This window comes from Microbulbifer maximicatervae (SeqCode) (assembly GCF_056231245.1).
This window is the reverse complement of record NZ_CP174334.1, coordinates 2,926,134-2,949,548: the sequence shown is the minus strand read 5'-3', so window position 1 is coordinate 2,949,548 and position 23,415 is coordinate 2,926,134. Positions and strand designations below refer to the sequence as shown.

Here is a 23,415-nt window from a genome sequence, read left to right as displayed (position 1 = left end):
GGGGAGTGGGTACGTTTAAATGCCTCCCTGATTGACTACTTCAATATTGAATCCCTCTGATTGGCTAGGTTCTTCAAAGTACTTATTAACTTGTTTGAAGGTCTCAGGAGTATCAAAGGCGGCTCGTTCGGGGTGTGATTTTTGCCTTTGGGCAATTTGCTGTAAACATAAATTATCATCGGCTTTAAGATAGATTAATTGATGGGGAAAGAGGTTATCCAGAAATATCTCTTTGAACCAAGATCTTTGTTTTCTTGTATTGCCGGGAAAATCCAGTACTACCGAGATGCCACTCCTTAAGATATTCTGAGTATGTGACTTGATCATTGGTTTTAATCTTGCAGAATACTCTATGTAAGTGGAGAGTGAGCAGATCTCATGGGGATATAAATTAGACAGCCACTCATCTTCGGAAATAAGAATAGCTCCTGTAGTTTGTGCTATCTCCGCAGCTTTTGTACTTTTTCCTGCGCCCATCTTTCCACAAAATAAAAAGAGCATTCCGTTTTCTTTCACAGTTCTTCCCATTAATCCGATTAGAGAAAATTTCGGCTATGGGAAAATCATGCCTGAAACTTTGCGCTTGGTAAATAGTAGCAAAGGGAGCTCTTGAAGTGGCGATTTAGCCAAGTGTCAGGGAAATACCAGACTTGCGGTGGCCGAATATGCTTGAGGCCATCTAGATGGCTAGTATTTAAGACGTGGGAATCTTTACTGCCTTAGATACTTATATTCAGCCCAAAGGTGAGCCTGATATAGGTATTTCGTCTCTATACAACAAGATACCGATTAACTGCGGCATTTGACAAACACCATTGAGTTTAACCAGCTTTGATCGGCATCAAAATCTTTTATCAGGGGGGCTTCAGTAACGCCTGTAAATTTTCTTAACCCATGAGAAATCATATAGCTTGGTATATAGGATGGCGGCTTTGCAGCTGTCAAATAGTTACAAACTTCCAGCTTCCTTGCGCCGCCCTGATCAAGAGAGTTAATGCTGGCGAATAGTTTTTTTCGATCTCCCTCTGGCATCGAATTAAATTTTTTATTGAAAATCACTCTTAATACATTGTGCCCGGTTTTGTCGCTAACCCTCTGTGTGTCGAAATAAGCAAAGGCACTGGCAACCATTAACAACTCAGCTGCCTCATCAAATTTGGATTGTTCGGTACATGTTTTGGCGGCAGCAGTAATATCTGTCGGTGTATGGGTAGATAGTACTGATGTGGCACTGATACATCCGAGAGGCGAAGTGGCTTGACTATCCTTACTGACATAGTTGTTGGCTTGCGCGCCCAAAACAAATGCGGCGAGTAGAAGAGCAAGAATTGGAGGCAGGATTTTGCTCATGATTCGAATTTCCTTTCCTTAGTGCCTCCTTAATCATAGACGTCGAAGTGCCAGTATTATCTCAACCACCTGAGAAATTTATTAGCCAGTTAGTGTAGATTTTAGTGAGATTTGTTTAAAAATCTGAATTGGAGATGTCCAGGGCTAATCTCCTGCCAATGGGGGAAGAAGTGTGCTTTCATGCCGTTGAAGTACAGGAGGCTTCAGTTAAAGCGTGCCGCTTGCAATTCTCTGGTGCTAAGCGGCACCTAGTAGCCATCAGCTCTTACAGAGTCGGATTTGTCGCAATTGCTATTAAGTTAGTTGAGAAATTACTCTGTGTTGGGTTGCGATTCTTGAGAAGCTTGGAATAGTGATTTTATCAGATTCTTGGTGATTTCTTTTTGGTGTTCAGCTCTCAGGTTCTTCATGTACGCAGACTCGTCGGGAACAACTATTTCAGGCAGTATTTCTTTCACTGCTGATTCGCCATTCCATTCTACGGTCGCTCTGCTGTCGAAGCTGGTTCTGAACTTTATATATTTATCCTTATCGACAAATACATAGCTATTTGAGAAGTATTCAGCATCGTTTCTGTTGGTAAGTGTGAAAGATGACTTTTTTCCAGAATATAGCTTTTCACCGATTTTAAAGCTGAAATTTTCAATAGTCTCTGGTGATCTTGACTTGTAATGCCCTTGCTCTATAGCAAAGTCAACTTCATCTATGATATCGCCCATTTCAATGGAGATGATTTCATCTGTATTTTCCCATGTGATGCTATCGATAGGGTATACATAGACATTGATAATATCGGTAGGATACCGCTTATTATCGTACTTTAGGGCAATTCCCAGCATGGGTTCATCGAAGGTGCTGCTTTCGGTGAGTACAAAGTTATCTGTTTCTTCTGGGGTGATCAGGTCTTGCTGATAATTGCTTGCATTTTGCGGTCGCATAGATCCACATGAGGCGATAAGAATACTACTCAGTATGATAAGTGCCTTGCTTTTCATTCTCTCTCCTTGATAAGGCTGCTTTCCTGGGACGGAAATTATAAGTTTCTATTTGTTCTATGAATGTAATATTTCAATAAGCCTACCACTCCTTGGGTGCTCAATTCATTGTTTGGTAAGTATAAATATCTAAGTTGTATTCTTCTTATATCTGAATCCGGCTTAGCTTTAAATCAACTCTACGCTTTAAGGAGAAGATTTCTTGTCGTCTATTTTTTTATCGATGTTAGCTGATGAGTGTGATGCTGACTCTTTTAAGGTTTGTCCCAATTATATTTTGAAACTATCAATAATCTGAAAAGATGAATTAGATGCCCAAACTCTGCTCCTAAACCAGAAGATTTAACGTGCGTGATATTACTTCCAAGGTTGTGATTGAACCCTAAATACTGGAGGGACATTTGGTCTGTCATTTATGTTGGCCCTGTTACAAATGGGCAGATATTTACATAACTGCCTTAAGCTCGTAACTGATTGGTCATGCTCTGTAGCTACTATTTGCGCCCCCCGCTAGCGGGTAGTTTTATGAATGTTTAATTCGGAGATGGATGTTTGTCAGTACTGAAAAGTGCGCAAATTATGAAAATGTAAAGTAGGGTAAATGACTAAAATTGACCAGTCAGTACTGTTGTAATTTAGCGGTTCACGACAGGCGTGTACGCTTGTTCCAATTAGTCAATTCAACTGAGGGGAAATACTTACTGGGATTTTTATTTTAGCGGTAACTATCAAGATACTTATCAGGAAAAGAATAATGCATAAAACAATTGGTTTGGTATCAAGTTTGCTTTTGAGTTTTTCGATGTCTGTTGTCGGCGAAATTGATGCTAGCGATGATAAAGTGAAGCGCCTGGATTTACAGGGGCAGATTGATACAAAGGCTCCCTTATCAAAGACCTTGTGGGCGGGAGCGCATAATGCCTATGCATCCTATCAGTGGGATCAGGGTGTATATACCGATGTAAACCAGTGGTACGCGCCGGAGAAATTATTCAGTCGGGGAATACGTCTGGTCGAATATGATACTTACCCTGCTTCCAGTTTCAGCTCAACACCGCACCTGTGTCATATGGGCCTGGAAGAGGCCACTATGTGTATTTATATGTTTGGTACAGCTGCAACGCTGGGGGATGGGCTGGATGAGATTAAGGATTTTCTTGAAGATAATAACGATGAAGTCATATTCCTAAAGTTTGAGGCTTACGATTCTGATTACCACCAGAACTTCCGCAATAAGATTGGTGAGAAAATTGAAAGCAGGTTGGGGGATCTGGTATTTAAGCCTACCGACTGGGGCTATACAGAAGATGATTGCGCCTCCCTACCGGCGCAAACACTGACTAAGCAGGATGTGTTGGATGCGGGACGCAACGTTATCCTATTTATTCAGGTGCCCAGAGAGTATCCGCACACTGGTGATAACAATCTGTGTGATTACCATGACGAGTCAAACACATCGAAATTCAGACGCAATGTCTGGATCGGTGTGGATGAGATGGATGCATCTGGAAACCTCACTTCCAATGAGCCACTTGCACAAAATTCCAGCCAGTTAACAGCAGATATCGACGGTAATGCCAGCGCAACCAGCCACTACAACAATGGGAATTTAAGTGTCGCCTTGGATGCAACAACCGAATATAGCAAGGATGACATCAAGTATTCCGGCAGTGAGATCCTGGAGAAAGCAGTATCTGGGTATAACATGCTTGAGTTGGCGCTGGTGGAGGCCAATGCGACCACTATAGGTGCTTCTAAAGCTCCCCAGATTGAAGATTTTACGTGGTCTTGGCGGAATGACTCTCCCAGTGGCAGCAATAGTTGCGCCTGGTTAAGTAATGACGGAGAAATTCGCGACTATAGCTGTAGTACGGAGCGAGTGTTTGCCTGTGTGGACGACGAGCGAAACTGGCACATTAGCAGTACATCGGGAACCTGGAGTGAAGGTTACTCCGTCTGTGAAGCCGATGGCTATCGCTATGGAATGCCTTATAACGCTTTGGAAAATGCCGCTCTCTATGCCAAGAGGAATTCGGAAGGTGTAACTACCTCGGTGTGGGTGAATTACTACGAACCATTTGATGGGTTCTGGATCGCCAACCAAGACAGCTACTCGGATTTTGGTTATATCAAAAAAGATGTTGTGGGTGGTACCGGAGGTGATGCGTTTGATTCAATCGACCTGGTAAAACGTAAGCTACTCGGCAGCGGTACTATGAATCTGAAATCTGTCCAGATTCGTTCCGGTGGTCGAATTGACGGTTTTAAAGCTTGCTATGAATTTAAGCAATCCCTAAGCCATGCCACAGCCAGTGATCATGAATACTGTATTGAATACGGTGATGGAGACGGTGGCTCGATGGGGAGTGTGCTGAGTTTTAACTCCGCCAGCAGCGAGTATCTGGATGACGTTAAGATTTGTGTCGACGATGAAAAACATGAAACGGGCAGTGTTTACTACCTTAAATTGACGTCGAGCAATGGCTCATCTATTTCCGGGGGGACTCAGCAGGGGACTTGTACAACTTATTCTTCCACTTCATCCCAGCAAATTTTTGCTTTCCACGGGCGCCACGGTGATGAAATCAATGCTTTGGGCGTGCACAAGTTGTCCAACAGCTTGGTAAATCCAGGGTACTACGCAACCGAGTGGCTGGACCTGGATGATCCCTCCTCAGGTGGCATTGATTATGAGAGCTTTAACGAACACAAGTCAGCGGGAAATATAAGCAATAGCTGTGCTGTCAGTGATGTTGCTGGTATTGAGGCAAGGGTTGTTGATACGAAGTTGGATTATTCCTTAACCGGCGAAAGCATGCATATAGGCGATATCGGCACTAATTACCGCTTCTTTTGTGCAACAGAGGATTGTAGTGACTACGAAGTAAAGTATTTCTTCTCTAACGCAGCCTGCCTACCTTAACGACTCACAATATCCCGGCGGTGAATATGCTGCCGGGATTCCTCTTACTACTCGCTCACTAAAGGAAGCTCTCTCGGCTGAATACGGGGATTTCGCCTATAGTCGAACTCAAGCAATGTGCGGTATCAATCGGCAGAGCGAAGCCCATGAAATATGACGAGATACATGAGGATCATGCTGATCCCCTGATCAACCAATTACATCGAGCAATAAAATATGCCGTTAAATTTCTCGCCATTCTTATGGTGTTGGTCATATTCTGGACCATTGCGGATGTCGTCTATGTACTTTATGAAAGGCTAATGGAGACGCCATTCCTATTGCTGGATATGGAAGATATCCTCGAGACTTTTGGGGCCTTTCTCGCAGTTCTTATTGCCATTGAAATTTTCACTAATATCCGACTCTACCTGGGTACAAATGTGATACCGGTGCAATTGGTATTGGCTACAGCCTTAATGGCTGTAGCTCGGAAGGTTATTGTGCTCGACTTAAAATTTGTTAACGCGGAGCAAATAGTCGGTATTGCCCTGGTGACTATCGCCCTGGGAGTTTCCTACTGGCTGGTGAGGGAAAAAAGTAATAAACCTGGTTAGTACTTGTGAGTTTTTGTCCTTGATAATGCTCACTTTATGATTTTATTTTTTGTATTTATACAGTTGGCTAAAATAGAATCATATCGTTAACTGCATTAATAGCTACTTACAATAGTTAGCCCGAACTAAGAGAGCCGGGTATTTGGCTGAGTGCCAAATCCACGATAAACCTTATTAATGAATAGGTCTTTCTGCTTCAACCGAACGAGGTGGTTGCAGGTTGTTACTGCGAAAGGTAACTGTACTAATCCTTGCTTCTGGCCAATGGGAACTAGTGCCATTAGTGGGTTTCGTTTATAGCTTTTGGTACTTTTTCCTTTTCTATTTCTGGCGATGGCCTTTGCCAGGTATTCACCTTGCTGAGAGGCGAGGTAGCCCAGTTTGGCCTCACCAATATCTGCAATGTCTCCGAGTGCATACAAGCTAGGTTCGTCAATAACTTGAAGTCTGTTATCGACTTTCACAAATCCCCGCTCATTAAGGATATGCGCTAAGTGCGGTTTAAGGTAATCATTGTTGGGTAGCACACCAGTCGCTTCAAAAACCAGGTCTGCATCGCTGGCTTGGCCGCTGTTGAGATCGATATAGCAGCCATTCTGATATTGGTAGCGGCTGTTAAACTGAATTTCTACACCTAAATTCTCTAATTGTCTCTGGGCTTTGATTTGTGCTTTAGGCTTGAAGTTGTCCAATAAGACCTCTTTATTGTGTGCCAGAATTACTTGAGTTCTCGGCATAGCGTGTGCGATCTCTCCTGCCAATTCGACACCAACGACCCCTCCACCTATCACCATGACTTTCCTTGCTTGTTTCAGTCGCTGATGCTCGTTCAACAGTTCTTGGTTTCTGGATTGAATATCCATTGCGCAAAGGGATTTGGCCATTGGCATACTCGGATATCGGGTGCCGGAAGCGAGTATGGCACTGTTGAAATGTAACTCTGTTCCATCTGCCAAACGCGCTGATTTCGCAGACATTTCCATTACATCCCCCTGAATGAAGCGGCCATAGAAAAAGTCCCTGTAGTACTTGCGCGCTTGATTCCCGGTGCTGGATGGATCGGTTACATTGCGCAAGGTGGCAAAAGTGACTTCGAAATAATCTTTTTTGTCTACCAGAATGGTATGGACGCCATTTCTTTCCAGTGCTTGTGCGACAGACACACCGGCGAAACCACCGCCTACTATCAATACTTCCGCTTCAATTACCATATTTTTCAACCATTAGAGGGTGTACAGGTCATTTGAATCCATTTTATGGTGTAGCGAATATGCTGTTAATGTGTGATTATGAGACTCTGATGTGCATATTTGCACATGCTGAGCATGGGGGGCTTGAGGTAAATAATGGATAAATGGACTGAGTTAAGGACCGCTTACAAGCTGGCCAAGCTTGGCACTCTGAGTGCAACGGCCCAGGAGATTGGTATCCACAGGTCCACCGTGATGCGCCATATTAATGTATTGGAGGAGAGCCTTGGGGTTGTACTATTTCAGCGCAATGACAAAGGCTATATTCCAACGGAGGCGGGGCTGGAGGTTATGCGACTGGGAGCGGTCACGGACAGCCATTTTTCTCAGTTGTCCTCGCGGTTGCAAAGCAAAGAGCAGAATTTGCAAGGCAACCTCACCATCACCTCTGTCGGCGAATTGGTAGACCTGTTGATGCCGCTCATTAGGCAGTACCAGGCCCAGCACCCAGGTATGCTTGTCAATTTAATCGGGGACCTGCGCAATTTTAACCTGGAGTACGGTGAAGCTGATATTGCAATTCGTGTCGGTGAGAAACCAACGACACCCGATAATATCGTGCTGCCATTTTTCACTACAGAGTTCGTTTTCTATGCTCACAAATCCTATATTGAAGAGTATGGGCTTCCCGATAAAAGTAATCTTCAAGAGCACAGGTTTTTGGCTCTAGGTGATCGCCCGTTACACTTTGACTGGAATGAATGGATTTATAATCATATTCCCGATCAAAATATTGTGCTGACTGCTTCCAGTCAGCAAATTCTTAACCCGGCAGTGCTTTCAGGCTGCGGTATTGGCGCCATGCCGAGAATCCTGGCTAAAAAATTTGAAGATATTATTGAGATTCCTACGCCTGAAAGCTGGCAAGTCTCAACTTGGATACTTGTTCATCGCGATATGTTTAACATGCCAAAAATCCGTGAGTTTCTTAGCATCTTAAAGCTCTGGCGAAAATGAACAATACCAAGCGCCAGCCCAGAGAAAATCATAATAGCGGCCATTAACTTTTCTGAACCAATCGATTCGCCAGTTAATAACCAACTGAAAAAGAGTCCAAAAACGGGGCAGAGTAAACCTAAAGGCGCAACAGTAGACAGCGGGTACTTAACGATTAACCGGTTCCAGAACCAGTATCCCAGCAGAGTGGTTGGGTAGGCCTGAAACAATATGGAGAAAATCAACTTTCCATTAAGGCTGTTTTGAATTTCATAAAATATTTCCGCGCCATTTTTAATATAGGTAGCAGCGAACAGTGGTAACGGTGCAAAAAATAGCCCCCAGACAATAAAGCTAAACACTTGCTGTGTGCCACTGGCCTTTACAATGAGCCCACTGATGCTCCAGCTGGTAGCCGCTATTAGGATAAGTGCAATACTGATAAGGGGCACAGTGCCATCTTCAACCATCAAACTTAGCAACAGCCCTCCCAAGGCAAGTAGAGCCCCAAGAGCTTTCTGCGGGATAATCTTTTCTTTCAGGAATACCCAGCCGAATAGTAAGCTAATCGCAACATTTACTTGCAAAAGAAGTGAGGCCATTCCCGCAGAGAGTCCGCTAGAAATTGCCCAGGTGGCCATCCCCCAAACCCCACAGCCAAAAGTCAGGCTGTAGGCCAGAACGTACTTCCAGCTGACTGTCGGCCTGGAAACGAAAAGCACTGCCGGAAAGGCTGCCAAAGAAAAGCGTAAAGCCACCAGAAGGAGTGGGTCCAGATCTTCCGTTCCCATCTGAATAACAATGAAGTTGAATCCCCACATTGCCATTAGTAGCACACCAAGTAATAAATCCGAGTACCGCATCAGCCCCTCCAATTTGTCTCGGGGCTAACTATCCAAGAAATGAAAAAAGGTATACAGATGCAATTTTTGTATAAAATAGGTATACAGTTTGGGCGGAGACGGAATCGGAGAGGGGATAGGTGCGGTATAAAGAGCTTGCCGAACGCTGTATAGAGGATATTCAGTCAGGGAGAATACCAAGCGGTCATAAACTACCGTCCCTCAGGCGGTTCGCTGCACAAAACGAAGTGAGCCTGACAACAGCCCAAAGCACCTACTACTTGTTGGAGGAACTCGGCTGGGCGAAGGTTCGACCGCAATCTGGATTCTTTGCCTCAGTTCCTCCCAGCAGTAACCCGCCTCCCATAATGCCCGCATTCACCTGCCGAACAACAGATCCAGTAAATCACGATTGCTATTTCCGTGGGTTGGGAACAGGGCCATTGGGTGTTGCGTCTTTATCCCCAGAGCTATTGCCGTTAGATTCCCTGGAGCGCAGTATGCGGCGGGCAACCCGAGAGGCTGGCGCCAGGATGCATGGCTATCCGGTTTCCTCTGGGGAGCCGCTTTTGCGCAGTGCGCTTAGTGCACACTTTGCCAGCTATGATTTGCATTTCTCTGCCAATGAATTAGTAGTGACGAATGGTTGTATGGATGCCGTCCGCACGGCGATTGCCATTACGACTAAGCCCGGTGATGCGGTTGCGATCAGTTCTCCTTGTTACAACGGTCTTCTTAATCTGTTGGCGTTGATGGGACGAAAAGTCGTTGAGATACCGACTGTTGAAAACGGCTTAGACCTCGCACAGCTAGAGCGCTATATGCAGCAGGGATTGGTCCAAGCGGGTCTTTTTAGCAGCAGTCATATGAATCCTACGGGTGTGTCCCTGAGCTCGGAGCAGAAAGAGAACCTGGCCGCACTGGCTGGTAAATATCGGGTTCCAATTGTCGAGGATGATGTGTATTTGGAACTCGGATTTCAAAGAAGTCTGCCCATGCCCGTGCGCTACTGGGACCGGAGCGGGTATGTGCTTTGGTGTGGCTCTATCTCCAAGACACTGAGCGCAGGCTATCGACTGGGGTGGTGCTTACCAGGAAGGTATCGAAAACAATATGAACGCTATCGATTTACCGAAAGTTTCGGTGTGAACTTGCCCGTCCAATTAGCGGTAGCTGATTTCATCGGTACCAACCAATACTCCCGTCATCTGCAGGGGCTCAGGCAAAAACTTTCCTTCCAGGTCGCATCCTATCGCAACTACTTAAGTTCATCCTTGCCCGATGAATCGCGTATCAGTGACCCCCATGGAGGAATGGTGATTTGGTTGCAGATCCCAGGGTTGGACAGCTGGAGTCTTTGCCGTATGGCTTCCGAAGAAAATATAGCCTTGTTGGGCGGTGCAGATTTCAGCACGCTTGATCTCTACGGTGATTGTGTGCGGGTGAATTGTGGTTGGCCGCTTGAAAGTAAAGATGGAGGGAAGACTGAGGCCGGATTTCAGCTGGAACGTTTTATCGAGTTAACTCACTCATGCCGATAATTAATATTATTCAGATATTCACAACCTTGGAAGAAGGTACCTGAACTTTCATATCGTTACACTGCTTTTGATAGTTTTTTTTCCTCTGCTAGAATCCGCGTCCCTTTTAGGATGATTGTTCACGGAGGACATCTAATGAAAACTCTTGCCACTTTTACAGCAGCGATTGCTATTGCCGGTGCGGTTCCCGCTCAAGCAGAACAGACTTTTGAACTGCCTAAGTTTAGTCAGTGTTCTGTAGCAGCTTCTGCAAGCAATACTAATGATCGCGAGGTTTATCGCATCTTTTCAGACTTCTATTATGAAATAGAAGACTCTCGAGAGTATGCAGTTAAGGCTGTGCAATACTGGGCTGAAAGCTTTGCAGAAGACTGTGCCGGGGAGACAACTCAAGTCAGCCTGGATATGGTTCAGTGTGATAATTTTATTGGCGGTGCGCCGGTTTGCAGAATAGAAAGTGATGAAGGTGATTACGTCATTGTGAAAGACTATGTTGATTCAACCAACGTAGTACTCTCTCAGCATGATCAACAGAATTGGCCAGGAATACATTCTTCGAATGATCAGGAAACCCTGTGGATGGCCAGACCTGAACTCTGCTATAGCGAGCTTCTGGAAGGCGGCGGTGACTCTCAAGCATATTACTTGGACACCTACAGCTATCGCTACTTTGGTGATTACCGCTATGTATTGGCAAGGGGCAGCCGAGACTTGGTGCAAACTCTTGAAAGCCAATACAGTCAGTGTGAATACGACACTTCGGGAATCGAAGCCTATAAAATGCAGTGTTCTGAGACTTCCCAGGGGACGAAGGTGTGCGCAACTGCACATACTGGCGCCGGCTATTTCGTATTCGTGAGTGACGATCATCACGGCATGCACGTTATTTTCAACCGCTGGGACTGATTACACTATTAGTCCACTTATACAGCGCCTCCCTGTAAGGGGAGGCTCCTGATTGCGAACCCTAATTAGCTTGCTCTATACAGTGCGCAGAGCTTATTGCCAGCAGGGTCTCGTAAGTAGGCGAGGTAGATTGGGCCTACGGCGCTATCCCGTACGCCTGGGGGCTCTTCGCAGCTGGTACCACCGTTGGCAATACCTGCAGCATGCCAGGCATCAACCTCTTCAGAACTGTTTACTGTAAAGCCAATAGTGCTGCCGTTGCCATGGCTTGCGGGCTCCCCATTGATGGGTTTGGTGATGGCAAAAATACCGTTGTCATTAAAATAGAAGCAGCGGCCACGATCATCAATAGTGCCGGGTTTGTAACCCAATATTCCGAAAGTGGAATCGTAAAATACCTTTGATTCCTCGATATCGTTGGCCCCGACCATAATATGACTAAACATTGATGTCACCTTAAATTAATTTTAGGGTAGTTGTGCGTGAAAGATTGTATACCAATACTATTAAACATCAATGAATAATCATTCACTCATTGCCTGATAGAATTGTTCGTATATCCGTTACCTCCAGGCTGTACCTCTCAGGGTGTGTGGACTGGTGCAGCTTTCTATCTATTGCGGTTTATATATGAGATGCCTCACAGATATATTAAATATTGTGCGATTCAATGATCATTAATATTTATTTTAAATTCTGTTGTTGATAATAATGTGGTGGCTAATTCGGGTGATATCGGATTTCTTATCGATATTTTTTTGTTTGACTGACTGGTGTTTGTTTTTTGTTCTGCTTGATAGATTGTATTTTCTGGTTTGGTTTATTTTTATTGTGGTATATAGGTTGATAGTGTGAATTTTAAGGGGTTAAAATTCTGGAGGTTTGATTTGATAAAAAATAATAAATGGTTTTCGCTTAAAGGTTTACTTTGGGTGTAAATTGCGCCAATTATTTCATTAAAAAATTTAATTTTATGGTCAGGTTAAGCTGTCGGCCGTATTTTTTAGGGATAAAAAATGAAGCGTCGAGATCTATTAAAGGCTGCAGGTGTAATGTCTGCATCACCGCTTATGGGAGTGGCATCAGCTAAGGCTGGAACAAGTAATGCTTTGGATGGCTCTAGTTTCCCAGAGTCAATAATGGTTGGTGATCTATCAGATTCCTCCGGAGTGCTCAGTGTAATACAGGGAATCTTACCCGATGATGTTATTGGCCATCTTCTTATGGCTGAGGGTATTCCACTGGCGTCCAACCATCTTACACCTAATGGAAAGGGAGCTTTGACCCGGCTCGACTTTACTGGGCGGAGCAATAACAGTGAAGTTCCCTATACCCGAAAAATGATACGTACCGCGTCTGCGATAATGCAGGAGCAGGATTTAACAGGCTTTGATAAATTCAATTTGTTAGGTGGGACAATATACTCAAGCCCGAATCTGGGATTTATGAACTACTGCAATACGGCCCCCAACTATATGGGAGATAACCGTTTTGCAATGAGTTATGAAGGGGGTATGCCCTATGAGTTTGATGCTACAACTCTAGAGATGGTAACCCCTATTGGAGAAGTGAATGAATGGAAGTCGAGCTTACCTCCGCTGCTTGAAAATCTAACCCCAGAAAAGTGGCTATTTCCCCAGGTTCGGACCACCGGTCACCCTTTCTTTGATCTGGAAACAGGTAACTGTATCACCATCAACTATGGTGGAAATATTGGTGATTCTGGTAGCTCAGGATTTATTCGATTAATTCGCTGGGATCGAGAGGGTGCATTTGAAAGTTGGAAAATTCGGGATCGCCAGGGTAACAACGCCTATATTGCTGCAAGCTCACACTCTCTTGGAGTAACGCGAAATCATATCATTGTCTTTGAAACTGCAGCGAGAGTTGAATCTACCCGAATTATTGGAACACGAATTGTTCTGCCTCAAGAACACCGGACCCGGTGTTGGGTTATTCGGAAGGCCGATATGGTGCCGGGTGCTGATACTATTATCGCAGATTACCTGGAGCTCGGCTTTGATACTTCGGACATTGTCTGCAACTACGATGACAATGCGGGTGAGATTACCCTGTATGGCCAATATATGGGGGCAATGGATAAATCTGAGCAGTTATTCCGCTTTGAAATCCTGCAGAAGGGAGGTTTGGTACCCAAGTGGTTGTCCGGATACCCTGCAGCACCGCTGGATGTTGGAGGTTTGGTACGTGCCCGGATTCGAGTTAACTCAAATTCAGCTATTGAGATAAAAGAAGATTACCGGGTTATTCGGGATGATGCGCTTTCCTGGGATATGAATGATCCGGCTTACCGTGGGCACTTCCAGTTCCCTGAAACCTTTGAGCACCTTTATTGGGCTGCTGTGGGTTACAGGCCTGACCATATATCTATGCGGGTTTCCTGGGCATATCGCGATTATCCTGAGCGCCACTACGGCTATTGGAATATGCCTGAAGAAAGTCGTCCCTCTGCCTTGATTCATATGGACTGCGTCAATATGAAAATTGCGGATGCCTTTCAGTTCCCAGAAGATTGCGTAATGCGTACACCGCAATTTATGGCCCGCCCGGGCTCCACGGCCCAGAACGACGGTTATGTGATTGCAGCAGTTGTACGCAAATATCCAACGACATCCGATTCCAATGGTAAAGAGTTTTGGATTTTTGATGCGGCACGTCTCAGCGGTGGGTCAATTTGTATCCTAGCTAACCGATCACTGGAATTTGCAACCACGAATCATGCACTGTGGGTGCCATCCATTGGTCGTCGCCCTTTATCGGCCTACCGGTCAAATTACGCTGATTTTCTTCGCAGTAAGGCGCCTGATCACAGCAGTAATGTTCGGGACATCATCGATGGGGAGCTACTTCCCCGTTTTGGTTGATTTATCCAGTCTAAGTTAATGAAATAAAGGGAATTTAGGTATGTGTGCAGAAATAATAACCAAATCCAAACATTTATTGAGGTGGTGTAAAAAAGCTCTTTGTGTAGCAGGCGTTTTCATGGCTGCTACAAGTGTTGCAGAACAGCTACCGCCGCCAATTGAAGTGCCTGAGGTATTAAAAAACTACCAGGATACTCAGGATTGTTTCCCTGGTGTTATCCATGATCCGACCAGTATTGATGAGGTTCAGCAGATAGTACGTGATGCAGCGGATCAAGGCCGTAAAGTGATGACCGGGAGTCGCAGATTCAATAGTCAGATTGATGCGGCCTGTGCAGGAAATGGAGAGGTGCAAATCACTCTGGAAAATATGGATCAGGTCGTTAGCCTGGACAAAGATAACCTGTTGGTTACTGTTCAGGCCGGTATGAGATTCCGGGATTTGACCGCCTATCTTCGAGAGTATGAACTAAGTGTGCCGATGGTGACAGAGCTGGCCATATTCACGATAGGCGGTATGCTGGGAAGCGGTACTCACGGTTCAACTTTTACACAAAAAAGCAGCATGATCTCTGATTATGTCACCGAATTGAAGTTGGTTGATGGCAATGGGGACTTACGGGTAATCAGTGGTGAGATGCTCAATGCCGCCAGGGTAAACCTAGGTGTTTTAGGCGTAGTTGTTGAGGTGACCATAGAGGTTGAACCTGGCTATAAGGTACAAGCAAAAGTAAAGGGGTATCACAGCGATGATGAGCTGGAGGAGGTTGTTCTTGATTTGGCTCGAAATAATCATTCAGCAAATGTTGCCTGGTTCCCGGGATTAGGGCGCTATACCGTAACAACTTACAACAAGGTACCTTTGTCGACTAAGGGTAATGCCTACAATGCCCAGGCAGATGTATCGGACTTCTCCGAATATTTATTTGGACTGATATTTGATAGCCTTCATGAAGCCGATAGTGCCGCATTGCAGTGTTTTGCAGCTTCTCTTCGCCATACTGCTCGCTCCAGTTCCTATTTCAGGGATGTTGATTCAGGCTTGAAGAAGTTTATTAAGCCCACTGGACACGCGGACTTGATGCAACATTTCGTATGTAAAGAGCCAGACAAATGTGTCTGGGATAACCTTCCAATTGCACTTCAGGAAGTCGCGATTCCATTTGAAGAATTGCCCAACTGGATTGCGGATGTCCGCCAGATTATTGCAAATAGTGAAAAAACCTGTTTTCCGCTGAATGGTATTTATTTCCGTTTTGGCAAGGCTTCCGATAGCTATTTAGGGATGACAGCAGGCCGTGACACAGCGTTTGTAGGGATTGAATATACCCTTCGTCAACGAGGTGAAGCTGTGCCAAAGAACTACTTTGTCAATTTGGAAATTGAGCAAATGTCCCTCCGGAAGTATGGAGCCAGGCCTCACTGGGGTAAGAATTCAGTCGCTATTTTTGAGGACATGGCTGAGCGATTCCCCAAGTGGTCTCAGTTTATGGATGTTAAAGAAGAGTTGGACCCAAACAATATATTTTCCAATCCCTTTTGGAATCGGGTAAGTGGAGCTGATCCTTTGGAAAACTATTTAACTCCTGGCTGCAATCCCGATGGTCAGTGCTATTGTCAAACAGATGAACACTGTGAGGAGGGTGCTAGCTGTCAGGCGGGGGTTTGGTATTCAGACGCAAGGATTTGTAAAGCTGACTAGAGCACTTTGGGGGGGATATTTCCACCCCCTACTTTTAATTGGTAGTGAATAGCAATAAGAGGCTTTTAACTGCTGAGCGGGAAAGAATACTCGAGGGACTAAGCCTACAATCGGTATTCATGCCTTATCGGTGTTCTTTCCCTGCCCTTTATTATTAAGTTACAGGTTGCTGGTCACAGCAATTAGTAATGCGCTCTCTCACAAGTTGGCAGAAGCGTGCAGGACCTTCCAGAGGCAGCATATGATTTGCTGAGCTTACCTCTTGTGGATGAGTATCTTGAATCAATGTACCTGCCGCAAGCGATACAGTTCTAAATAGCTGGCGAGTATTGCTGCCGTAGGCCACGGAAACTGGAATAGATATGCCTGAAAGACTACTTGGGTTCAGTGCGGGTTGTTCAGTTTGATTAAGCTGTAGAGGTAGGGTGTAGGCATTATCCAGCTGCTGTACACGATATTTAAGGGGTTGCTGAGAGAAGTAGCCTGCTTGATTCCCAGAGCCGTCGATTAGTAGCTTAACGGCAGTATCCAGCTCACCTTCAGCTGTTGTTTTGAAAATTTCTGCAAACATAGATTCAGCATCTTGGCGATACTCTTCCATGTTATTGCTTTCAATGTATCCCGGATATCCAGGCTCATAAAGGTACAGACTTTTGATTAATTTAGGTGCCTTTATGGCAGCATTTAAGCTTACATCGGCACCATAGGACCATCCTACTAGGTGGGCAGGGCCTATATCTAGTGCCTCAACCAGCCCTACCAGGTCTGCTGCATGGGTATCAATTCCAAAGGGGCCTTCTGAAGGATTACCCGGGTTACCGAAATGCCTTTGGGTGAATGAAATCGCTCTAAATTCATTTGATAGAATTTTGCAGTGTTCTTGCCACATACGAGCATCGGCCAGTGCGCCATGTACAAAAACAATGGGTTCTCCCTGTCCCTCCTGGAAATAAGAGATAGAGTGGTTGTTTACAGTGATAGAGTCTTTTGGATTTCCGTCCATGGGGCTAGCTTCCTGGGAGCCACTTTTTAGCGCTTATCATAGTCTATAGGAGCTTTATGCTTAACATTTTCTAGTTCAGTTGTTAGGAGAGAGAGACAGCTGCCCTAATGGCTCTCTTATGAGAGTAAACCGATAGGTCTCCTAAAGGTAATCAACGAGTTTTTCGGGTATAGTTGATTTGTTTTGACGTAGCAGGTGGATGTATATGGAATCGTTGATAAAGGACCGTCTGAAATCACTGGAAGTAGAGCGAGATATTGAAATTATCTATGCCTGTGAGTCAGGAAGCCGCGCATGGGGATTTGAATCCCCTGATAGTGACTGGGATGTAAGGTTTATCTACAAGCGTAATATTCAGCAATATCTCACTATAGGTACTCCCAGAGATGTTGTTGAGGTTCCATTTGATAAGAAACTTGGCGATGAACTGGACTTGGTCGGCTGGGATATCAAGAAGACTTTAACTTTAATGAGGGCAAGTAACCCCACTTTAATTGAGTGGCTATTTTCGCCAAAGGTCTATTTTAGAAATGAAGATGTTTTGAAGTCATTGCAGGATTTGGCTTTAAAATGTTGGCAGCCGCGAGCATTAGCTCATCACTATGTCAGCATGGGATTTAATAATTATTCCAGGTTTATTCGCGAGGATGATCGAGGCTTTAAAGAGATTAAGGTCAAGAAGTTACTTTATGTTCTGCGTTCACTGCTTAATGCTCTGTATATAAAAGAGTTTACAAAAATTCCTCCTGTGGACTTTAGTCATATGTATAACGAGTTGTTGCCTTCCTCAGGAAGTGAGTGGCTTCTGGATATTCTTTCCAGTTTGATTGTGAAAAAGAAGGAGCTTGAAGAGGGCGATTTGATAGCCGTTGATGGCAAACTGGATGGCTGGATACAGGAAAATATGGATAGATCTGGTGCCAATTCTATAGAGGAAAGGCCAAAATTGGATCTTCCAGAGTTTGACAGGCTTTTTCGTAAAGTGGTTGGTGTATAGTCTTTTAAATCAGGCGGATAGGGCGTCACTTAACACGCGAGTAGACAGCCCAAAAAGCGCTGAGTGACTTGTAGTACTTTCCAGTGAATAAACTCAAAGCTGTATAGACGCCCGCAAGAATGCAGGCGTCAAAAAAGGCTCAGCTTTGGTTTTCCAACAACTGATCCAGGGGCAACTCAGTGCGGTAACGTACCTGCTTTAAAGAGAAGCTGCTTTTAATATGATCGATGCCTGGGAGTTCAGTGAGTTTTTTATCCAGGAATTCCTGGTAAGCCTGCAAATTGGGTACAACAACTCGCAGCAGGTAGTCGAAATCACCGGTCATCAGGTAGCACTCCATCACTTCCGGCCATTGGCCGATAACTGATTCGAAGTCCTGTAACTCTTTTTTCACTTGGTGGTTAAGAGTAACCTGGATAAATACACTTACCGGCAACCCAACCTTTTCCGGTTCAAGCAGGGTAACTGCGCGTTTTATAAACCCTTGCTCGTTTAGGTTTTTAACCCGCCGTGAACAGGGGGAGGGTGAGAGGCAGACTTTTTCTGCAAGCTCAATATTTGGAATGGTGGCATCCTGTTGAAGGATTTCCAGAATTTTTTTGTCGATGGCATCCAGTAAATAGGCCATGGTTATATTCCGTATCTCATCTCTCTGAACGTACGCCGGTATCGCCGGCTGCTAATCATCAACCTGCCAGTGAACCTTTGCTTCCCAGCGTTCTCCGGTAAATTGTGTGCATTGCGTACATGGTTTTTTTTGGTTTGTTATGGCAGTAGCTTCCTATACTGCGCATCTTTTGTGAGACCTTCTCGTTTTTTATTAATTTCCCGCTAATGGGTACGTTGCCCAACCGGTTGATACTGGTTAGCTGTAAACGGGCGGAAACTGATATCCCCTGATCAGTTCCAGGCTATACCTCTCAAAAAGCTGAACCTTTGGCGCTTATTTAGTCACACAGGGTGTGAAGGCCATAGGCGAGCACCATAAGAGGGCATGTCCTTTCCGTTGTATCCCCCAAAATACTTCATTTTGAGTGATTTGTTGCCAGTAGCTGGTCATCTTTAGCGAGTTATGGCGGCATTATGCCTGAGTTGGGCCAATTTTGGTATGACCTGCTCTGCCGGGCAGTGTTAATTTTAGCGCTATTAAACAGCTCTGGTCTGTTCTGCTGTAACTCGGGAGATGCCGCGAATATTTTCGCGACATGTTACTGGCGTCGAGAACTGGAGTGATGAAAGCAATAAAGCAATAAAGATAAAATAGGTGGTACCCATGGCAATGGTCGAAGGCGATCAGGAATTGGGCTTTGATAGCGAGTATTCGCTGAAAGCGGCTTTTACCCGTGAATCTGGCCGTGTATTCCTGACTGGAATTGACGCCCTGGTTCGTTTGCCCTTAATGCAAAAGCGCATGGATGAGCTGGCGGGCCTCAATACAGCTGGCTTTGTTTCCGGTTATCGCGGTTCCCCATTGGGCGGTTACGACCAGGCCCTGTGGCGGCACAAGAAGCTATTGGCCGAGCGGGAAATCCATTTTGAACCGGGCATTAATGAAGACCTGGGGGCGACCAATATTTGGGGTACCCAGTTGCTGGATCACTATCGCCACCAGGCAACGAAAGATGGCGTCTTTTCTATTTGGTATGGCAAGGGCCACGGTGTAGATCGCACCGCAGATGTTTTCCGCCAAGCCAATATTCAGGGTACCTCAAAACTAGGTGGTGTTTTGGCGTTGTGTGGGGATGACCACACAGCAGAATCCTCCATGTTTTCCCACAATACCGACCAGATTTTTGAGTCGGTAATGATGCCGCTGATATTTCCGTCCTCCATTGATGAGTACCTGACCCTGGGCCTCGCGGGCATTGCCTTATCCCGTTTTTCGGGCTTGTGGGTGGGCTTTAAGGCAATTACTGAAACTGTAGAGGCCGGTGCTTCCTTGATTGTGCCGGAGTTGCCCCAGTTTACAATTCCAGCTGACTTCCCAATCCCGCCACACGGCCTGAACTACGATCCCCACCTGAATTGGCCTGCGGAGCGCCTTGAATATGAGCGCCGTATGCTGGAGGAGCGTTTGCCTGCAGCCAAGGCATTCGCCTATGCCAACCGCCTGGATAAAACCACCCACAGTGCGGAGCGAAAACGCTTCGGCATTGTAACGGTGGGTAAGGCCCACGGTGATTTGCTTGAGGCCTTGAAACTGCTCAACTTATCAGAGTCAGATCTGAACTCAGCCGGCATCTCCATCTATAAAGTGGCGATGTCCTGGCCGCTGGAGCCTAGGGGCATCAGCGAGTTCGCCAAGGGCATGGAGCGCTTGCTAGTAGTCGAGGAGAAGCGTCCCCTGGTGGAGGATCAGCTGAAAAACCTGCTCTACGGTTGGGAAGATAGTTATCGTCCGAAGGTAGTCGGTAAGAAAGACCTGGATGGCAAGGATCTGTTGCCGGCAGTGTGGGGCTTTGGCCCGGATCAGGTGGCCAAGGCCATTGCCCGCTGGCTGGCGGATACTGAACTGGCGGCACAGCTGATTCCCCTGGCAGAAAAACTGGGGGGCAATGTCGCTGCAAAGGCTCAGGGCTTGTTGGCTCGTGAACCCATTTTCTGTGCAGGTTGTCCTCATAACACTTCTACCAAATTGCCAGAAGGCAGTTTGGGGAGTGCCGGTATTGGCTGTCATATTATGGCTTTGGGTAAAGGTCTGCGCACCGATACCTATTCCCATATGGGAGGCGAGGGCGCCCAATGGGTAGGACTGCACCGTTTCTCCAGCGCCGAGCATATTTTCCAGAATATGGGCGATGGAACCTACAACCACTCCGGGCTATTGGCCATTCGCCAGGCCGTGGCGAGCCAGGTGAATATCACCTACAAAATTCTTCTGAACGATGCGGTGGCCATGACCGGTGGCCAACCCGCCGATGGCGAAGTTAATGCTCCCTCCCTGGCTGCACAGTTGCTGGCCGAGGGGGTTGGTACGGTTATTCTTTTGACCGAGAACCCCGACCACTGGCGTGAACACCGCAGCCAACTGCCCACTGCCGTAGAAGCTCTTCCCCGCTCTGAGCTGGACGCCGTGCAGCGTCGCCTGCGGGAAACTGCCGGTGTGACGGCGATTATTTATGAGCAGGTCTGTGCGGCCGAGAAACGCCGCCGCCGCAAGAAAAAACAGATGGTCGATCCATCCCAGCGACTGTTGATCAACCACCGGGTCTGCGAAGGCTGTGGCGATTGCAGTGTTCAGTCCAGCTGTATTGCCGTGGAGCCGCTGGAAACCCCGTTGGGGCGTAAGCGTCAGATCAATCAGTCCAGCTGCAACAAGGATATGCGCTGTGCCGATGGTTTCTGCCCGAGCTTTGTCACTGTGGAAGGGGGAGAACTGAAAAAGCCCCCGGTGCAGTCCCTGGCGGATGCCTTGGACGTGGCTATTGCCGGATTACCTTCTGCGCCGGTCGCGACTCTGGCCCAGCCACTCAGTATTTTGGTGGCCGGCATTGGTGGCAGTGGTGTACTTACCGTGGCGGCACTGCTGGGTATGGCGGCGCACCTGGAAGAGAAGGGCAGTACAACTTTGTACTTTACCGGACTCTCACAAAAAAATGGCGCCGTAGTGGCTCATGTGAAAGTGGGAGAAAACCCCGAGGCGATTACCACCGCTCGTATTCGCGATGGCGCGGCGCAGTTGTTACTGGGCTGCGATATGGTCACCGCCGCTGGCCAGCGAACCAAATTTGCCACCGGCGAAATGCGTGCCCTGGTAAATACTGCTGAAGTACCGGTAGCGGCCTTTGTTCGCGACAACGAGCTGGCATTCCCCGCCGATGCGACCCAACAGAGTATTGAGTCTCTGTGTGCGGAATATTTTGCCTTTGATGCGAATAAATATGCCCAGGCACTGTTTGGCGATACCGTAGCCAGTAACTTGATGATTATGGGTTTTGCCTGCCAGAAAGGACTGCTGCCAATCGGTGAAGCGGCCTTGGAACGGGCCATTGAGCTAAATGGTGTGGCAGTAGAGAACAACCTGCGCGCTTTCCGCGCGGGCCGTTTGCTGGCGGAAAACCCTAAAGCGATCGAGCAATTGGCAGTGCCGGCCAAGCCGGTGAAATTGGTGGAGCCTGAGGAGTCGGTGGAGCAGTTGCTGGAGCGATTGGCAGCAGAGCTTCGCGATTATCAAAGCCCGGCCTATGCGGCAGAGTTCCTTCGCCATATAGAGGCGCTGCGCAAAGCAGAATCCTCACTGCCAGCTGCTCGGGGCGATCTTACCCGTATGGGTGCGCGCAGCCTTTATAAAGCGATGGCTTATAAAGATGAGTACGAAGTGGCGCGCCTCTACACCGGTGAAGATTTCAAGCGACAGCTACGTGAGACATTCAGCGGCGACTACACCCTGAAATTCCATATGGCGCCGCCGCTTCTTGCTCGCCCCGATAGCAGTGGTCGCGTGCGCAAAATGCAGTTTGGCCCCTGGATGGGCAAGCTGATGCCGCTGTTGGCTAAGGGTAAAGTTCTTCGCGGTACTGCACTGGATGTCTTTGGTTACACCCAGGAGCGCCGCGCTGAACGGCGCTGGGCCCAACAGGTGGCTAAAGCAGTTGATAGCGTGGCCGCGCATCTGTCCGGCGAAAACCTGTCAGAGGCACAAGAGCTGCTCGAAATCCCCCTTCAAGTGCGTGGCTATGGCCATGTGCGCGAGGAAAAATTCGCGGCGGTCAGCGATCGTTGGGATGAGCTTTCTGCAGTATTTGTGGACGGGGAGCAAGAGCCGACTTCTCTGGCGGCGTCCTAGACGCCGCAGCTCTTTTAATCGGTGTCAGCCCGGACGAAACGGGATAAGGCGGTTTAGCAACCAGCCGCTGACGCCGGTAATCGCCACCGGTGCCTGTACTGCAGAGAAGCACAGGCACTCTTGATCTTCTGTGACCGTCGGGCGGTGCACGTCGCCGGGTTCCCGCAACAGAAAGTCCCCTGGACTATAAACACCATCGCTATCAGAGAAGCTGCCGTACAAAACCAGGGTGAGTTCGTAGCCCCGGTGATCGTGCTCTGCAACTTTGCCGCCACAACTCAGGCGATGAAAGCTCACTTCATATTGATCCTGCCCGGTTTTTAGTCGACACATTTTTAGGGCGGGCGCTATAGTTTTCCATTTGATCGGGGGATTTTTTTCCAGCAGCTTGTGCACGACTGGCGGTGCATCCGCCAGCATGGGCTCTGTGGATTTGGATCTTTCGGGAGATACTTGTTGCTCCGATTCAGCTGCCTGATCAATACGTCCCATCAGGCGTTGGAAAGCCTCATCGTTTACGGCCTGTGGTGCACAGGACTCCAGAATGGAGCCACCCAGGGTGTTCATGGTTTGATATTGAGCGCGACACTCGGCACACATTTGTATATGGGCGGAAACGACCAGGCTGGCGCCTTTGGGCAGGCTGCCGGAAGCGTATTCAAGGAGTAAATTTTTATCGGGGTGGTGGCGAATCATACTAAAC

The 23,415-nt window shown here is 46.9% G+C and carries 18 protein-coding genes; 9 read left to right on the top strand and 9 right to left on the bottom strand.

Annotated features, from left to right (window positions below; translation table 11 throughout):
* Window positions 1-15: 15 nt before the first annotated feature.
* From ACJJIS_RS12695 to ACJJIS_RS12685, 3 genes are all read right to left on the bottom strand, one after another.
* The gene (locus ACJJIS_RS12695; protein ID WP_475708270.1) at window positions 16-516 is read right to left on the bottom strand and encodes a P-loop nucleotide/nucleoside kinase family protein; all 501 of its coding nucleotides are present in this window, start codon (window positions 514-516) and stop codon (window positions 16-18) included.
* Between the two features lie 273 nt (window positions 517-789).
* Window positions 790-1,350 carry a hypothetical protein gene (locus ACJJIS_RS12690; protein WP_444905652.1) on the bottom strand — a complete coding sequence of 187 codons (561 nt, stop codon included), beginning with the start codon at window positions 1,348-1,350 and terminating at the stop codon, window positions 790-792.
* 311 nt (window positions 1,351-1,661) lie between these two features.
* Entirely contained in the window at window positions 1,662-2,345 is a 684-nt protein-coding gene (locus tag ACJJIS_RS12685) for a hypothetical protein (protein WP_475708269.1), read from the bottom strand.
* Window positions 2,346-3,099: 754 nt separating this feature from the next.
* Here ACJJIS_RS12685 and ACJJIS_RS12680 point away from each other — a divergent pair.
* Both ACJJIS_RS12680 and ACJJIS_RS12675 read left to right on the top strand, forming a co-directional pair.
* On the top strand, window positions 3,100-5,268 hold the full coding sequence (locus ACJJIS_RS12680; protein WP_445359889.1) for a jacalin-like lectin: 2,169 nt from the start codon (window positions 3,100-3,102) through the stop codon (window positions 5,266-5,268).
* A 146-nt stretch (window positions 5,269-5,414) separates the two neighbouring features.
* Window positions 5,415-5,864 (top strand): phosphate-starvation-inducible PsiE family protein, encoded by a 450-nt coding sequence (locus ACJJIS_RS12675; RefSeq protein WP_413665304.1) that lies wholly within the window; start codon window positions 5,415-5,417, stop codon window positions 5,862-5,864.
* A 125-nt stretch (window positions 5,865-5,989) separates the two neighbouring features.
* Here the strand turns inward: ACJJIS_RS12675 and ACJJIS_RS12670 are convergent, their stop codons facing one another.
* The gene (locus ACJJIS_RS12670) at window positions 5,990-7,075 is read right to left on the bottom strand and encodes an NAD(P)/FAD-dependent oxidoreductase (RefSeq protein ID WP_475708268.1); all 1,086 of its coding nucleotides are present in this window, start codon (window positions 7,073-7,075) and stop codon (window positions 5,990-5,992) included.
* Between the two features lie 135 nt (window positions 7,076-7,210).
* Between ACJJIS_RS12670 and ACJJIS_RS12665 the strand changes: the two genes are divergently transcribed.
* Complete coding sequence (locus ACJJIS_RS12665; protein ID WP_444932833.1) at window positions 7,211-8,071, top strand: LysR family transcriptional regulator; 861 nt, start codon at window positions 7,211-7,213, stop codon at window positions 8,069-8,071.
* Here the strand turns inward: ACJJIS_RS12665 and ACJJIS_RS12660 are convergent.
* Complete coding sequence (locus ACJJIS_RS12660; protein ID WP_475708267.1) at window positions 8,002-8,913, bottom strand: EamA family transporter; 912 nt, start codon at window positions 8,911-8,913, stop codon at window positions 8,002-8,004. The genes ACJJIS_RS12665 and ACJJIS_RS12660 overlap by 70 nt on opposite strands.
* A 119-nt stretch (window positions 8,914-9,032) precedes the next feature.
* On the opposite strand from ACJJIS_RS12660, the gene ACJJIS_RS12655 reads away from it, so the two are divergent.
* Complete coding sequence (locus ACJJIS_RS12655) at window positions 9,033-10,433, top strand: aminotransferase-like domain-containing protein (protein ID WP_475708266.1); 1,401 nt, start codon at window positions 9,033-9,035, stop codon at window positions 10,431-10,433.
* Window positions 10,434-10,568: 135 nt separating this feature from the next.
* On the top strand, window positions 10,569-11,339 hold the full coding sequence (locus ACJJIS_RS12650; RefSeq protein ID WP_444932836.1) for a hypothetical protein: 771 nt from the start codon (window positions 10,569-10,571) through the stop codon (window positions 11,337-11,339).
* 65 nt (window positions 11,340-11,404) lie between these two features.
* Here the strand turns inward: ACJJIS_RS12650 and ACJJIS_RS12645 are convergent, their stop codons facing one another.
* On the bottom strand, window positions 11,405-11,785 hold the full coding sequence (locus tag ACJJIS_RS12645) for a VOC family protein (RefSeq protein WP_413665310.1): 381 nt from the start codon (window positions 11,783-11,785) through the stop codon (window positions 11,405-11,407).
* 570 nt (window positions 11,786-12,355) lie between these two features.
* Between ACJJIS_RS12645 and ACJJIS_RS12640 the strand changes: the two genes are divergently transcribed.
* Window positions 12,356-14,224, top strand: a complete 1,869-nt coding sequence (locus ACJJIS_RS12640; RefSeq protein ID WP_475708265.1) for a carotenoid oxygenase family protein — start codon at window positions 12,356-12,358, stop codon at window positions 14,222-14,224.
* 118 nt (window positions 14,225-14,342) lie between these two features.
* Complete coding sequence (locus ACJJIS_RS12635) at window positions 14,343-15,926, top strand: D-arabinono-1,4-lactone oxidase (protein WP_475708264.1); 1,584 nt, start codon at window positions 14,343-14,345, stop codon at window positions 15,924-15,926.
* Window positions 15,927-16,080: 154 nt separating this feature from the next.
* Here ACJJIS_RS12635 and ACJJIS_RS12630 read toward each other — a convergent pair whose 3' ends face one another.
* Entirely contained in the window at window positions 16,081-16,929 is an 849-nt protein-coding gene (locus ACJJIS_RS12630; RefSeq protein WP_475708263.1) for an alpha/beta fold hydrolase, read from the bottom strand.
* 205 nt (window positions 16,930-17,134) lie between these two features.
* Here ACJJIS_RS12630 and ACJJIS_RS12625 point away from each other — a divergent pair, with 205 nt between their 5' ends.
* Window positions 17,135-17,926 (top strand): nucleotidyltransferase domain-containing protein, encoded by a 792-nt coding sequence (locus ACJJIS_RS12625; protein WP_475708262.1) that lies wholly within the window; start codon window positions 17,135-17,137, stop codon window positions 17,924-17,926.
* 139 nt (window positions 17,927-18,065) lie between these two features.
* Here the strand turns inward: ACJJIS_RS12625 and ACJJIS_RS12620 are convergent, their stop codons facing one another.
* A complete protein-coding gene (locus ACJJIS_RS12620; RefSeq protein ID WP_413665315.1) occupies window positions 18,066-18,554 on the bottom strand; it encodes an Lrp/AsnC family transcriptional regulator in 489 nt (162 codons plus the stop codon).
* A 645-nt stretch (window positions 18,555-19,199) separates the two neighbouring features.
* Here ACJJIS_RS12620 and ACJJIS_RS12615 point away from each other — a divergent pair.
* On the top strand, window positions 19,200-22,712 hold the full coding sequence (locus tag ACJJIS_RS12615; protein ID WP_475708261.1) for an indolepyruvate ferredoxin oxidoreductase family protein: 3,513 nt from the start codon (window positions 19,200-19,202) through the stop codon (window positions 22,710-22,712).
* A gap of 24 nt (window positions 22,713-22,736) precedes the next feature.
* Here the strand turns inward: ACJJIS_RS12615 and ACJJIS_RS12610 are convergent, their stop codons facing one another.
* The gene (locus tag ACJJIS_RS12610; RefSeq protein ID WP_475708260.1) at window positions 22,737-23,408 is read right to left on the bottom strand and encodes a ChrR family anti-sigma-E factor; all 672 of its coding nucleotides are present in this window, start codon (window positions 23,406-23,408) and stop codon (window positions 22,737-22,739) included.
* Window positions 23,409-23,415 lie beyond the last annotated feature (7 nt).